12 protein-coding genes are annotated in these 14685 nt (G+C 60.2%); 10 read left to right on the forward strand and 2 right to left on the reverse strand.

Going from position 1 to position 14685, the window contains the following annotated elements:
- Positions 1 to 136 precede the first annotated feature (136 nt).
- From murG to gldE, 6 genes are all read left to right on the forward strand, one after another.
- Positions 137 to 1270: an undecaprenyldiphospho-muramoylpentapeptide beta-N-acetylglucosaminyltransferase gene (murG, locus tag NQ491_RS09495; protein ID WP_019245805.1), complete on the forward strand. Its 1134-nt coding sequence runs from the start codon at positions 137 to 139 to the stop codon at positions 1268 to 1270.
- On the forward strand, positions 1267 to 2652 hold the full coding sequence (murC, locus tag NQ491_RS09500; protein WP_019245804.1) for a UDP-N-acetylmuramate--L-alanine ligase: 1386 nt from the start codon (positions 1267 to 1269) through the stop codon (positions 2650 to 2652). Before murG ends, murC begins: the two co-directional genes overlap by 4 nt.
- A gap of 141 nt (positions 2653 to 2793) precedes the next feature.
- Positions 2794 to 3627, forward strand: coding sequence for a cell division protein FtsQ/DivIB (locus NQ491_RS09505; RefSeq protein WP_019245803.1), 834 nt, complete (start codon positions 2794 to 2796; stop codon positions 3625 to 3627).
- Between the two features lies 1 nt (position 3628).
- Complete coding sequence (gene ftsA, locus NQ491_RS09510) at positions 3629 to 5092, forward strand: cell division protein FtsA (RefSeq protein ID WP_019245802.1); 1464 nt, start codon at positions 3629 to 3631, stop codon at positions 5090 to 5092.
- An 80-nt stretch (positions 5093 to 5172) separates the two neighbouring features.
- Positions 5173 to 6618 carry a cell division protein FtsZ gene (gene ftsZ, locus NQ491_RS09515; protein WP_019245801.1) on the forward strand — a complete coding sequence of 482 codons (1446 nt, stop codon included), beginning with the start codon at positions 5173 to 5175 and terminating at the stop codon, positions 6616 to 6618.
- 118 nt (positions 6619 to 6736) lie between these two features.
- The gene (gldE, locus tag NQ491_RS09520; protein WP_019245800.1) at positions 6737 to 8041 is read left to right on the forward strand and encodes a gliding motility-associated protein GldE; all 1305 of its coding nucleotides are present in this window, start codon (positions 6737 to 6739) and stop codon (positions 8039 to 8041) included.
- 398 nt (positions 8042 to 8439) lie between these two features.
- Here gldE and NQ491_RS09525 read toward each other — a convergent pair whose 3' ends face one another.
- Both NQ491_RS09525 and NQ491_RS09530 read right to left on the reverse strand, forming a co-directional pair.
- Entirely contained in the window at positions 8440 to 9291 is an 852-nt protein-coding gene (locus NQ491_RS09525; protein ID WP_019245799.1) for an enoyl-ACP reductase FabI, read from the reverse strand.
- 59 nt (positions 9292 to 9350) lie between these two features.
- Positions 9351 to 10193 carry an energy transducer TonB family protein gene (locus tag NQ491_RS09530; protein WP_019245798.1) on the reverse strand — a complete coding sequence of 281 codons (843 nt, stop codon included), beginning with the start codon at positions 10191 to 10193 and terminating at the stop codon, positions 9351 to 9353.
- An 83-nt stretch (positions 10194 to 10276) separates the two neighbouring features.
- On the opposite strand from NQ491_RS09530, the gene NQ491_RS09535 reads away from it, so the two are divergent.
- From NQ491_RS09535 to nusA, 4 genes are all read left to right on the forward strand, one after another.
- Positions 10277 to 11671 carry a bifunctional UDP-3-O-[3-hydroxymyristoyl] N-acetylglucosamine deacetylase/3-hydroxyacyl-ACP dehydratase gene (locus tag NQ491_RS09535; protein ID WP_019245797.1) on the forward strand — a complete coding sequence of 465 codons (1395 nt, stop codon included), beginning with the start codon at positions 10277 to 10279 and terminating at the stop codon, positions 11669 to 11671.
- A gap of 48 nt (positions 11672 to 11719) precedes the next feature.
- Positions 11720 to 12523 (forward strand): acyl-ACP--UDP-N-acetylglucosamine O-acyltransferase, encoded by an 804-nt coding sequence (lpxA, locus tag NQ491_RS09540; protein WP_026089631.1) that lies wholly within the window; start codon positions 11720 to 11722, stop codon positions 12521 to 12523.
- A gap of 242 nt (positions 12524 to 12765) precedes the next feature.
- Complete coding sequence (gene rimP, locus NQ491_RS09545) at positions 12766 to 13230, forward strand: ribosome assembly cofactor RimP (protein WP_019245795.1); 465 nt, start codon at positions 12766 to 12768, stop codon at positions 13228 to 13230.
- Positions 13231 to 13334: 104 nt separating this feature from the next.
- Positions 13335 to 14564, forward strand: coding sequence for a transcription termination factor NusA (gene nusA, locus NQ491_RS09550; protein WP_019245794.1), 1230 nt, complete (start codon positions 13335 to 13337; stop codon positions 14562 to 14564).
- Positions 14565 to 14685: the final 121 nt, after the last annotated feature.

Below are 14685 nucleotides of genomic sequence, written 5' to 3' on the forward strand. Positions count from 1 at the left end.
AGCCCGGCCGGTCGGCGAATCGGCGATGGAGGGGAGAAAGGGGCCTGAATCCCGTTACGGCGGGACAGGTGGAGCGACGTCCCGGCCGGATGTCGGACGGGATTTTTTAATTCGATCTATCAAGTTGAAACGCAAAATGAGCGAGGAACGCAAATTGAAAGTCATACTGAGCGGCGGAGGCACGGGAGGCCATATCTATCCGGCCGTCGCCGTCGCTGAGGCGCTCGGACGCCGGCTGGGCGACCGTGTGGACGTCTTGTTCGTCGGGGCCGAGGGCAAGATGGAAATGGAGAAGGTGCCGGCGCTCGGCTATCCGATCGTCGGCCTGCCCGTGGCGGGGCTGCAGCGGCGGCTGACGCTGCGCAACCTGACCGTTCCGGCCAAAGTGCTCGCGTCGTTGGTTAAGGCCCGGCGGGTGATCCGCCGCTTCGGGGCCGATGTGGCCGTCGGCTTCGGGGGATACGCCAGCGCTCCGGTGCTGTGGAGCGCGCAGCGGATGGGCATTCCGACGCTGATTCAGGAGCAGAATTCCTATGCGGGCGTTACGAACAAGCTGCTCGCATCGCGGGCCCGGCGCATCTGCGTAGCTTACGAGGGCATGGAGCGCTTTTTCCCTGCCGATCGGATCGTGCTGACGGGCAATCCGCTGCGCGGCCGTTTCGCCGCTTCCGGGGACGCCGCCGCGCTGAAAGCCGAGGCGCTGGCCCATTTCGGGCTGGAGGCCGGCAAACCGGTCGTGCTGGTCGTCGGGGGAAGCCTCGGCACCCGGACGTTGAACGAGGCGATGAAGGCCCATGCGGATGAGATCGTGCGCGAGGGTCGGTTTCAGGTTATCTGGCAAACCGGGAAGTATTACGAACGGGAGATGGACGAGTTCATGCGCGGCCGCGATGCGCGCGGCATCTGGCGAGGGGCCTTCATCGAACGGATGGACTTGGCCTATGCGGCGGCCGACGTCGTCGTCGCCCGTTCCGGGGCAGGCACCGTCTCGGAGCTCTGCCTGGTCGGCAAGACGGTCGTTTTCGTGCCTTCGCCCAACGTGGCCGAGGATCATCAGACCAAGAACGCCATGGCGCTCGCGGATCGGGGGGCCGCGCTCGTCGTGCCCGACCGCGAGGCCGTCGCCCGGGTATTCTCCGAGGCCGGGCGGCTGCTGGCCGACGATGCGGTACGCTCGGAAATGGAAAAGAACATACGCGCGCTGGCCGTCGCCGACTCGGCCGACCGCGTGGCGGATGAAATACTGAAAGTCGTAAAACGATCGGAATGAAATACGGGAAAGTCTATTTTCTGGGCATAGGCGGAATCGGCATGAGCGCCGAGGCGCGCTATTTTCTGCACGAAGGCCGGCGCGTGGCCGGCTACGACCGCACGCCTTCGGAGCTGACGGCCGAGCTGCGGCGCGAGGGCGCCGAAGTGACCTATGACGAGTCGACCGACGCGATACCGGCCGATTTCCGCAGCAGCGACGATACGCTGGTCGTCTATACGCCGGCGATCCCCGAGGATCATCCGCAGTTGCGCTTCTTTCGCGACGGCGGTTTCGAGGTCGTCAAGCGCTCGCGGTTGCTCGGCGCGATTTCGGAGGGAAAGTACGTGATGGCCGTTGCCGGCACGCACGGCAAGACGACCACTACGACGATGGCCGCTTGGTTCAACCGTGTCGCCGGAGGAGGGGGCAGCGCTTTTCTGGGCGGCATATCGAAAAATTTCGGGAGTAATCTGGTGCTGGGACCCGGACCGCGCTTGGTCGTCGAGGCCGACGAGTTCGACCGCTCGTTTTTGCAGCTGCATCCCGATGCGGCCGTCGTGACGGCGGCCGATGCCGACCATTTGGACATTTACGGCACGCACGAGGCCGTGAAGGAGGCTTTCGCGCAGTTTGTCGCGCAGATCAAGCCCGGCGGAGCGCTGATCGTCAAGCGGGGAGTCGAGCTCGATCTGCGCAATCCGGAGATTTCGGTTTACCGGTACGGCTACGACGGGCCCTGCGATTTCTATGCCGACCGGATCCGCGTGCTCGACGACGGGCGGTATCGCTTCGATCTGGTTTTCCCCGACCGCAGGCTGGAGGAGTGTACGCTCGGCATTCCGGGGCGCGTCAACGTGGAGAATTGCGTGGCCGCCGCCGCGTTGCTCTGGGTTGCCGGGTTCGACGAGCGGAAGCTCCGCGAGGCGATCGCCTCGTTCTCGGGAGTCCGGAGGCGGTTCGATTTCTACGTCAACGAGCCCGGTCGGGTCTATATGGACGATTATGCGCATCATCCCAACGAGTTGCGGGCGGCGATCGGTTCCCTGCGCGAGATGTTTCCCGGCCGGAGGCTGACCGTCGTATTTCAGCCGCACCTTTACACCCGCACGCGGGATTTCTGCGAGGAATTCGCCTCGGCGCTTTCGCTGGCGGACCGGGTGCTGCTGCTGCCGATCTATCCGGCGCGCGAAGAGCCGATCGAGGGCGTCCGTTCCGAGATGCTGCTGCCGCTGCTGACCGTTCCCGCGCGCGTCGTGTCCAAGGACGGACTGCTCGATGCGATCCGGGACGAGAATCCGGAACTGCTCGTGACTTTCGGCGCAGGGGACATCGACCGCTTTTGCGGCCGGATCGCGGAGACGCTGTCCGTCCCGGGTCGGCCCGCCGCGAAAGCCGATTGAGAGATTTCCTGCGGTTCCCGGCCGGCAGACCGGAGATTTTCCGGCCCGAATTTCGCGGATACCGCGATTGTGCTTAATTTTGAACGGAACGAATCGGGTCTTCTTGCCGGAGAAGACCGGAACGAAAAATAGCGTCGTGTTTTGAAAAGGCCGCTCGTCATAACCCTGAACGTGCTTTCGTGGACAGCCATCCTCGTCTATCTGCTGCTGTCGTCGCGCTACACGCGCGAGCGGAAGCAGCAGAGACCGTGCCGCGAGGTGCGTGTCGTGGTGCTCGACAGCGCCGAGCGCGGGTTCATCACGCCGGCCATGGTACGGGGGTGGTTCGCCTCGGAAAAGATTCCGCTGGTCGGACGCGAGCTCTCGTCGATCAATACGCTCGAGCTGGAGCGTTTCGTCCGGCGGAGGGGATATGTCCGCTCGGCCCGCGTCTATGCGTCGATCGACGGCGTCCTGACGATCGAGATCGCCCAGCGGAAGCCCGTTATGCGATTCAATACCGACGACGGGTATAACTTCTATGTGACCGACGACGGTTATGTCCTGCCGCAGCAGAGACAGTTCTCCTGTTATGTCCCGATCGTGACGGGCCGTTTCGAGCTGCCGTTCCCCCGCGACTATGTCGGACCGCTCGACTCGCTGGCCGGAGGCGGCGAAAAAAAAGTAGAGAAAAATTATTTGTTTTTGGCTAAACTGATTAATTTTGTAAAATTCGTCGGTTATGATGACTTCTGGAACGCGTTCATCGTGCAAATACGCGTGAACGGCGCTGATCCTCAGACCGAAGGCGAGCCTCAGGTGGAGATCGTGCCCCGGGCGGGCGATCAGGTGATCGCGCTCGGAGGGATCGACGCGTATGAGCAGAAGCTCGACAAGCTGATGAGCTTTTACCGCAAGGCGGTGCTTTACGAGGGATGGGACCGTTACCGGTACGTGAATTTGAAATACAAGGATCAGATTGTCTGCGTCAAATAATATGGAAAACAGAGTGGAAAACGGAGATTACGTCGTTGCGATCGATTTGGGAACCAACACGGTGGTCACGGTCGTCGGTACGAAAGATGAGGACGGCCGGATCCGGATCGTGGACCGGGAGGTTTCCCCCGTGCAGGGGATGGGCATGGTCCGCGGCGAGATCAAGAACATCGAGCTTGTCTCGCAGAGCATCAAGGCAACCGTAGCGGCCATCGAGCAACGGCAGCAGATCCGGATCACGGAGGCTTACGCCGGCGTTTCGGGCCAGCATATCCGTTGCGTGAAACATCCGTACCATGTGTTCAGCCGGGGCGGCGAGATCCGTCAGGAGGACGTGCAGCATCTGCACGACAGCATGCGCAACGTGCCGGCTCCCGAGGGGGAAAAGATACTGCAGATCATTCCGCAGAGCTATGTCGTTGACGACGAGGAGGAAACCTCGAGCCCGGTGGGCACGTTCGGCACCAAACTCGCCTCGACGTTCAACATTCTGCTGGGCGACTCGACGGCGATCAGCCGGGTCGAGATGGCGCTCAAGCGCGGCGGAGTCGCTCCGCTGGGCCTGTTCCTGAATGCCGTGGCTTCGGCCGAGGCGGTGCTTTCCGAGGACGAAAAGCAGGAGGGCGTCGCCGTGATCGACATCGGGGGCGGCACGACCGACGTGACCGTCTACGAGAAGAATATCATCCGCCATGTCGGGATCGTTCCGATGGGCGGTAACGTGGTCAATAAGGATATCCGCTCCTACGGAATACTCGAGAAGCACGTCGAGAGCCTCAAGACCCGTTACGGCGGGGCGATGCGCGAGAAGGCCCAGCCCGACAAGTTCATCACCACGCCCGGCCTGAGCGCGAAGGCGCCCAAGGAGATTTCGTGCCAGAATCTGGCCGCGATCATCGAAGCCCGCATGCAGGATATCATCGATTTCGCGGTCGAGGAGATCAAAAAGTCGGGATACCAGAACAAACTCTCCGCAGGCGTCGTACTGACGGGCGGGGGCGCGCAGTTGCGCGATCTGGACGCGCTGTTCAAAAGCTATACGGGCATGGACGTCCGCGTGGCGGGCCCCGAGGCGGTGCTCGCGGCCGATAGCCCCGACGAGGTGACGGGCCCCGATATGTCTACGGCCGTCGGAATTCTGGCCAAGGCTTTCGCCGAAGACCGTCCGGCGCGTTCGGCCCGCCCGAAAGCTTCTTCGCCCCGTCCCGTTTCCGGTTCTTACGATGCGACCGAGCCCAAGGCCGGCGTCAGCCGGCAGAAGATCAACGATCTGTATCGGAACGACGCGGGAGCGTCCCGCTACGGACAGTCCGTTCCCGGCGAGTCCGTCGCAGAGGAGGAAGAGGAGTTCGAGCCGAAGAAGGCCAAGAAGCAGAAAGGAAGCCGGGGACCCGGATTTTTCTCCAAGATCAAGGAGAAAATGATCAACATGTTCGACGAGGAGATCGACGATAACGAGATTTAGTACGCACGTTGCGGAGGCCTGCTCCGAAGCGTGCGGCACAATATATTGACGGAAACAGAACAAAACGAAGCGGAAACGATATGCCCGAGGTAGATAAGATCATCGATTTTGAGATTCCGAAACTTTCCCCGTCCATTATTATGGTGACGGGCGTCGGCGGCGGCGGAAGCAATGCCGTCAATCACATGTTCGAAATGGAGATTGCCGACGTGTCGTTCATGGTGTGCAATACGGACCCTCAGGCGTTGCGCAACAGTCCGGTGCCGGTCAAAGTGCGCTTGGGCCAGAACGGGCTCGGAGCGGGCAACAATCCCGAGAAAGGACGGCAGGCGGCGCTGGAGAGTCTGGACGAGATCGTCGAGATTTACAAGCGCGAGGGGACGAAAATGGTCTTCATCACGGCCGGAATGGGCGGCGGCACGGGTACGGGAGCTGCTCCGGTCATTGCGAAAGCGGCCCGCGAACTGGGGATTCTGACTGTCGCGATCGTGACGATTCCGTTCAAGACCGAGGGGCCGAAGCGGATGAAGCAGGCTTATCAGGGTATCGACGAGCTGCGGGAGTGCGTCGACTCGTTGCTGCTGATCAACAATGAGAACATACAGGAGATTTTCGGCAAACTGACGCTGACCGAGGCGTTCCACAAGGCCGACGACATTCTGGCCACGGCGGCCAAGGGCATCGCCGAAGTCATCACGCGCGAAAACACCGTCAACGTGGACTTCGCCGACGTGCAGACCGTGATGACCAACAGCGGCGTCGCGCTGATGGGTTCGGGACGCGCGTCGGGCGAGGACCGGGCGATGGCGGTGGCCAACATGGCGCTCGAGTCGCCTCTGCTGAACCATAACGACATTGCCGGAGCGAAGAACATACTGATCAACATTACTTCGGGCGAGGAGGAGATCACGCTCGAGGAGACGTACATGATTACCGAGTACATTCAGGAGCGCGCCGGAAACAACGCCGACATCATCTGGGGCGCCGGCAAGGACGACTCGCTGGGCTCCGACATCGAGGTGACTATCATTGCGACCGGTTTCGACTACAACCAAATGAATATGGTGTCGTATTCGCCCCTGCAGGGCTATAAGGACTCGCTGCGCAAAAGCGTGCCGACCGAGGAGCCCGGGATGCAGGCGGAGCAAGAGGAACCGTCCGTCGAACCGGAGGCCCGCGAGCCGGAAGGTCCGTTCAAGACTCGGATCCGCAAGCCGGTCGCTCCGGCGGCGCAGCCGTCGGCTCCGGAAGCGCCCCGCCCGTTCGAACGGCCCGCTCCGAGACCGGCCGCGCCTCAGGCGCAAAATCCTTTCGCCGCTCCGGTCGCTCAGCAGACGATCGCTTCGAAGCGCGACAAGGAGTCCGATATCGATATCGACGAGCTGGAGAACCGTCCGGCTTTCGTGCGTCGTAACGTGAAGTTCGTCAAAGACAATTCGGCGGAGGGAGGACGCAGCTCGCGCGTGGCTCTCAAGGACGATAGCGCGCCGAGCGACAAGACCCAGAACAGCTCGCTGTTCGATTAGCGCGGCGTTTCGTCGTCCGAGCCGCGAACCGCGACCGAACGGATGAGTCGGGGGCGGGTACGGCCGGAGACCGGGCGTACCCGGCGGCGTTCCGATCATATTTCATACCGAAGCCTTGATGGAGTGTATCATACAAACCGTGATGTTTCGCCCGTTTACGGGCCACGACGTTGCCGTGTCGATCGTCATCGCGGTGCTGCTCGGCTGCTCCGCGCTGGTATCGGGTTCCGAGACGGCCTTTTTCTCGCTGACTCCGCGTAACATCGCTCAGCTCAAGACGGGTCGCAGCCGCAGCGGCCGGGCGATCCTGAAGTTGCTGTCGGTGCAGGAATATTTGCTGGCCACTATTCTGATCGTTAATAATCTGGTCAATATCTGCATCGTGATCCTGTCCAACGGACTGATCGATTCGCTGACGGATTTCGGCGGAGCGGCCGGGCTAGAGTTCGTCGTCAAGACGGTCGTCGTGACGTTTCTGCTGCTGCTTTTCGGCGAGATCATGCCCAAAATATTCGCGTCGTACAACCCCTTGCGCGTTGCCCGGATGACTTCGATTCCGCTTCTTTTGCTCAAGTCGGTCTTCCGTCCGCTGGCTTATGTGCTGATCCGTTCGGGAAGCTACATCAACGAGAGCGTGGCCAAGAAGCGGGTCAATATTTCGATCGACGAGCTGTCGAACGCCATCGAGATGACCACCGACCAGACCGTCGAGGAAAGACGGATGCTGTCCGGCATCGTCGGTTTCGTGCATACCGAAGTCGTCGAGATCATGAAGCCTCGCGTCGATATCGTCGCGCTCGATCTGAAGGACGATTTCGCCGAAGTCCGCCGCGTGATCATAGAGTCGGGCTTCTCGCGGATTCCGGTTTGCGAGGAAGGGATCGACGACGTGAAAGGCGTGCTTTACGTAAAGGACATGCTGCCCTATATTTCGCACGGCGACGACTTCGAGTGGCAGCACCTGATCCGCCGCGCCTATTTCGTGCCTGAGCATAAGAAGATCAACGATCTGCTCGAAGAGTTCCAGAACAACAAGATTCATATGGCGATCGTCGTCGACGAGTACGGGTCGACGCTCGGTCTGGTCTCGCTGGAGGATATTCTGGAAGAAATCGTCGGCGAGATTTCGGACGAGTCCGACATCGAGCAGTCGTTTTACACGAAGTTGTCCGAGAATACCTATCTGTTCGACGGCAAGACGCATCTGAACGATTTCCTGAAGGTGCTTTCGTTCGATGAAGACTATTTGGACGAGGCGAAAGGCGAAGCCGAGACGCTGGCCGGACTGATGCTCGAGATCAGGAAGGATTTTCTGCGCCGGGGCGAGACGCTCGCGTATCGCCGGCTGACTCTCCGTGTCGACGCGATGGACGGTCGCCGGATCGATAAGATACGGGTTACGGTCGCCGACTCGGAGGATTGAGCCCGAGGATCGCGGAATATTCTGGCGGACCGTATGCCGGCCGAGTGCCGTAAAACGATGCGCATGCCGGAGCAGGTTGCCTTTCGAGCCTGAGAAACCGATTTTCCCCTGTCTCTTAATTCCATGTTCCGTAATAGCCGCTGAGGCTTATTTGTCGGGCGGTTTGTTCGACAGCCGTTTCCCCTGTGGCCGGTTCGGCAGGAGTCGTGCGGCGCATGCCGGCGCAGGAACAGGCCGAAATAAGAGCGGACAGGCCCGACGACCTGTCCGCTTCCGAATGTGCCCGCTCGGAGACGCGTTCTCTCGCCTGCTTCGAGGATGCGCCCGTCCGCTTCCGTACACGGCGTGCGCCCGAAGGACTCGCGGAACCGCTCCGGCGACAAGCCCCGAGTGGCTATCTATATCTTGTTTTTGATATCCTGATATTCCACTTCGAGCCCTTTCTCGTAGAGCTTCATTGCCCGCCGGCTCATGCCCATGCTCGAGAAGCCCCCGTCGTGATAGAGATTCTGCATCGTAACCTTGCGCGTCAGGTCGGAGAACAGCGTGAGCACATAGCCTGCGCAGTCGTCGGCCGTGGCGTTGCCCAGCGGCGAGGTCCGGTCGGCGAAATCCATCAGGTCGCCCATTCCCATGACGCCGCTGCCGGCCGTCGTCGGGGTGGGCGACTGCGAGACCGTATTGATGCGGACGTGCTTCTCGCGGCCGTAGATATAGCCGAAGCTGCGGGCGATCGACTCGAGCAGCGCCTTGGCGTCGGCCATGTCGTTGTATCCGTAGAGCGTGCGCTGGGCGGCGATATACGTCAGCGCGACGATCGACCCCCAGTCGTTCAGCGCGTCTTTCTTGCGGGCCACCTGAATGACCTTGTGGAACGAAATGGCGGATATGTCGAGCGTCTTGGCCAGATAATCGTAGTCCAGATCGTCGTATTTGCGTCCTTTTCGTACGTTGAGGGACATGCCGATCGAATGGAGGATGAAATCGAACTTGCCGCCGAAGTGCTCCATGGTCCGGTCGATGAGGCGTTCCAGATCGGGCACGCTCGTGGCGTCGGCCGGTACGACGATCGTGCCGCACTGCTCGGCCAGTTGGTTGATCGTGCCCATGCGGATCGATACGGCCGTGTTCGTCAGCACGATCTCGGCTCCCTCCTCAACGGCGCGCCGGGCCACTTTCCATGCGATGGAATTCTCGTTCAGGGCGCCGAAAATCAGCCCCTTCTTCCCTTTCAGCAAATTGTAAGACATATTTCCTAATCCTTTTAGTCGCGGGCAAAGGTAGCGAAATATGCCAAACTGCCAAAAGCCTATTGCGGTACGAAGATATAGGTGATGGTCCCGCTCTGACGGTCGGCGGCCGAGCCGTCGACATTGAACCGGGAATTGCGCGCGGCCGTGACGGCCGTCTCGTTGATGCAATTGCTCGACGTCGTGGTCTCCTTCAGCGAGGCTGCCGTTACCTTGCCGTTGCGGTTGACGGTGATCGCTACGGTGACCTCGCCTCCTCCCTCGCACTGGTAGGCCGGCGTGTGCAGGTAGACGTCCGTCCGTCCGGGCAGCGAGTAGGAGACCAGCACGCGTCCCTTCTGCTTCACGCCGCTCGGCTTTTCTCCGTCCTTGGCTTCCCGCTGGGCCTTGTGCCGGGCGATCATTTCGCGCTCCTCGCGGCGGCCCCGCTCGAACGCCTCGCGCGAGGCCTGCATTCTGCCCCGGACGGCGGCGGCTTCCTCGTCGAGGCTCTCCATGAACTCTTCGGTCGCTTCGGAAAGGTTTCCCGACGACGCGCTCCGCTCTCCGACCGACTCGTTGCGGCCGTTCTCGTCCGAGACCAGATTCCTTACGTCGCGATAGTCGCTGCGCTCGTCCCGCTGCTCGGGCTCCTGCTCTTCGGGAAGAGCCGCCTGCAGATCGGTCAGGTCCATGTAGATCGTATTGTAGGTGACGCGCTGCTGGAGAACGATTTTGGCCGAAACGAACACGATACCGAACGCCAGGTAGGCAATGACCATGCAGCACAGCCCGACCCGGTGCTCGTAAGCCCATGAGCCCGCGTCGAACGGGCGTTTCTCGAAAGGCAGCGGAATGCGTGCCCGGGGCTGTCGGGGAGGCTGCGGACGAGGCGTTTGTGACGGTTTTGTCTCTCGGTCCATCGTTTGCTATAAAAGTCGAACAAAAGTACGATTTCTTTCAAAAAATTCATACCTTTGCATTTAAAATAATTTTTCGATATAGCATGTCGCACAAACAGAGAACATTAAAGGCTCCGGTTGTTTTCCGAGGAAAGGGACTGCATACGGGGCTCGATGTTACGATGACTATTAACCCGGCCGACTCCGGCTGCGGAATACGTTTCCGTCGAATCGATCTGGAAGGGCAGCCCTTCGTCGACGCGCTGGCGGAGAACGTAGTCGATACCTCGCGCGGAACCACGATAGAAAAGAAAGGCGTCCGGATAGGGACGATCGAGCATGTGATGGCGGCCCTGTGGGGTTCCGGCGTCGATAACGCGCAGATCGACATCGATGCGCCCGAAACCCCGATTCTCGACGGCTCGGCTCTTCCTTTCGTCGAGGCTATCGCTTCGGCGGGAACCGTCGAGCAGCCGGCCGACCGCGTCTATTTCCATATCACCGAGAAGACCGTTTATTCCATTCCCGAGCGCGGCGTGGAGATCGTCGCCTATCCCGACGACGAGTTTTCGGTCAACGTGAACGTCGATTTCAATTCCAAGATCATCGGGAATCAGTACGCGCGGCTCGACCGCATGGAGGATTTCGCCGAGCAGATCGCACCGTGCCGCACGTTCGTTTTTCTGCACGAACTGGAGCCTCTGATCAACAACAATCTGATCAAGGGCGGCGATTTGGACAACGCGATCGTTATCGTCGAGAACCGTATTTCGGACGAGGAGCTCGACCGTCTGTCGAAAATATTCGACAAGCGCGACGTGCAGGTCAACGAGGGTTATCTGAACAATCTGCGGCTGCGTTTTCCGAACGAACCTTCGCGGCATAAGCTGCTCGATATGATCGGCGATCTGGCGTTGATCGGGCAGCGCATCCGGGGACGCATCGTGGCCTACAAGCCGGGCCATGCGGCCAATACCGAGTTCGCGAAGATGATCCGCAAGGAGATCAAACGAGGCGGAACGCGCCCGATGTTCCGGATCGATCCGGCAGCCAAGCCTCTGTACGACATCAACCAAATCAAGCGCCTGTTGCCTCACCGTCCCCCGTTCCTGCTGGTGGACAAGGTGATGCATCTGGACAGCGAGCATGTGGTGGGGTTCAAGAACGTAACGATGAACGAACCGTTTTTCGTCGGCCATTTCCCCGACGAGCCGGTGATGCCGGGCGTGCTGATCGTCGAGGCGATGGCTCAGTGCGGCGGCATTCTGGCGCTCAGTTCCGTGCCCGACCCGGAGAACTATTCGACCTATTTCCTGAAGATCGACGGCGTGAAGTTCCGCGACAAGGTGGTGCCGGGCGATACGCTCCAGTTCGAGCTGACGCTCGCCGAGCCGATTCGGCGCGGCATCGTGCTGATGGAGGCCAAGGCATTCGTCGGCAACCGCTTCGTTACCGAGGCCCTGCTGATGGCGCAGATCGCCAAGAACAGGGTCGGTTAGTCGGAAACGGCATATTTCAGACAGAGTAATCATTTAATCCAAACCGGTATGATAAGCAAATCAGCTCATATTTGTGAAGGTGCAAAGTTGGGAAAAGACGTGACCGTCGAACCTTTTGCATACATCGCTGCCGACGTCGAGATAGGCGACGGCTGCTGGATCGGCCCGGGTGCCGTGATTCTGGACGGCGCGCGTCTGGGAAAGAACTGCAAGGTGCATACGGCGGCTGTCGTGGCCGGTCTGCCTCAGGACCTGAAGTTCAAGGGCGAGTATTCGACGGCCGTGGTCGGCGACAATACGACGATTCGCGAGTGTGCAACGATCAGTCGGGGCACGGCGGCCAAGGGTGTGACCAAGGTCGGAAGCAATACGCTGATTATGGCTTATGTGCATGTAGGACATGACTGTACGGTCGGGGACAACTGCGTACTGGTCAACCGCGTTTCGCTGGCCGGCGAGGTGGAAGTGGGCGACTGGGCGATTCTGGGAGGCCACTGCGCCGTGCATCAGTTCTGCCGTATCGGCGAGCATGTGATGCTGAGCGGCGGGTCGCTCGTGAGCAAGGACGTGCCGCCGTTCGTGAAGGCGGCCCACAATCCGTTGTCGTTCGTCGGAGCGAACTTCATCGGTCTCCGCCGCCGGGGATTCACGGCCGACAAGATCAACGAGATTCAGGAGATGTTCCGTATCCTGTTCCAGTCGGGCTACGCTTACTCGCGCGCCTGCGAGGTGGTCGAGACGCAGATGCCCCGCACGCCCGAGCGCGATCTGGTGCTCGACTTCATCCGCTCTTCGAAGCGCGGCATCCTGAAGCCGTTCAATCCGAAAAAGCAGAACGACGAAGTCGAGTAGGCGTTTTTCGGCGAAGCGTCGTTTCCGTTGAGCCGTATTTCGGATACGTATGACGGGGCCGGGAAAACGAAATGCTGGCTGTTTCAGCGAAAAATGACGCGAAAATATTGCAGAGGCCGAAAAAATAACGTATATTTGCATCGAGGCATCAATATCAAGGGAGGGGGACGGGCAGTCCCCCCCTTTTGTTGAATGAGCGGGCCTGCGGAAAAGTCGTCGGGCCCCGAACGGACGAAAACGGTATGGATACGGAACGCATACGCGAGATCGCAGAGCAGGCGCTGTCGGGAACCGACCGGTTCGTCGTCGGAATCCGGCAATTGCCTTCCGACGAGATCGAGGTGACGATCGACAGCGATACGACCGTCGGAATCGACGACTGCATCGCCCTGAGCCGCGCCGTGACCGGGGCGTTCGACCGCGACGCGGAGGATTTCGCCCTGACGGTCGTTTCGGCGGGAATCGGGCAGCCGCTCGTTTGCGAGCGCCAGTACCGCAAGATGGTGGGGCGCGAAGTCGATGTCGTTTTGCGTGACGGTCGCAAGTTGACGGCCGAGGCGAAGGCGTTCGACGGCGGGGCTTTGACGCTGGCTTATGCCGAAAAGGTAGCCGTCGAGGGAAAGAAGCGCCGCCAGAGCGTGATCCGCGAGGAGACGATTCCGCTCGATGCGATCAAGAGGACGGCGGAGCACCTGAATTTCAGGTAGCGCGCCTGTAGGACGAAGAGATATTGAACTTAAAATATTACGGATAGCGGTCGCGTCGGTTCGGCAGCGGGCCGGACGCGAGCCGGAAAATCTCACATTGACACATGGATAATCTCAATCTCGTAAGCACTTTCGCGGAATTCAAAGAGCTTAAAAACATCGACAAGAGCACGATGATCGGCGTTCTCGAGGACGTTTTTCGTCATTTGCTGATCAAGACCTACGAAACAGACGAGAACTTCGACGTGATCATCAATCCCGAGAAAGGGGATCTCGAAATATGGCGCAACCGCACGATCGTCGAGGACGGGACGGTCGAGAACCCGAACCAGCAGATCTCGCTTACGGATGCCCGCAAGATCGACTCCACGTACGAAGTGGGCGAGGAGGTGGCCGAGGAGATCAAGCTCGCGGACTTCGGCCGTCGCGCCGTGCTGTCGCTCCGACAGAACCTGGCCTCCCGGATCATGGACCTCGAGAAGGCCAACCTGTTCAACAAGTATACCGAGAAGGTCGGCGAAATCATCACCGGCGAGGTCTATCAGGTGTGGAAGAAGGAGATACTGGTATTGGACGACGACGACAACGAGTTGGTGCTGCCCAAGTCCGAGCAGATTCCGAGCGACTTTTTCCGCAAGGGCGAAAGCGTGAAGGCGATCGTCGCCCGCGTCGAGATGAAGAACAATTCGCCCTACATCGTGCTGTCGCGTACGGCTCCCGAGTTCCTCGAACGGCTGTTCGAGATGGAGGTTCCCGAAATCTACGACGGCCTGATTACGATCAAGAAGATCGTCCGCATACCCGGCGAACGGGCCAAGGTGGCCGTCGAGTCGTACGACGACCGGGTCGATCCGGTCGGCGCCTGCGTGGGCATGAAAGGTTCGCGCATCTACTCGATCGTCAAGGAGCTGCGCAACGAGAATATCGACGTCGTGAACTGGACGTCCAACAGCCAGCTGCTGATCCAGCGGGCGCTGAATCCGGCGAAGATCTCCTCGATCAATCTCAACGAGGAGACCAAGACGGCAGCCGTCTATCTGAAGCCGAACGAGGTGTCGCTGGCGATCGGGAAGGGCGGCCTGAATATCCGTCTGGCCAGCATGCTGACCGGCTACGACATCGACGTGTACCGCGAGCTGGAGGAAGAGGACGTGGCGCTGGACGAGTTCAAGGACGAGATCGACGAGTGGATCATCGATCAGCTCAAGGGAATCGGCTGCGATACGGCCAAGAGCGTGCTGGAGCTTTCGGTAGAGGATTTGGCTAAGCGGACCGATCTGGAGGTCGAGACGGTGCAGGAGGTCGTGAATATCCTCAAGTCGGAGTTCGAATAACGAACACGTCGCCGGACGGAGCGCATGCCGTGCCGCTCTGTCCCGCGAGCGATCCGTCCGGCGCACGGCCGAGGCCGAGAGGCGCGCGATGAATACAAAGGTAATACCGAAGAAAAACAAG

This window comes from Alistipes ihumii AP11 (genome assembly GCF_025144665.1).
In the GTDB taxonomy this organism is placed as follows: domain Bacteria; phylum Bacteroidota; class Bacteroidia; order Bacteroidales; family Rikenellaceae; genus Alistipes_A; species Alistipes_A ihumii.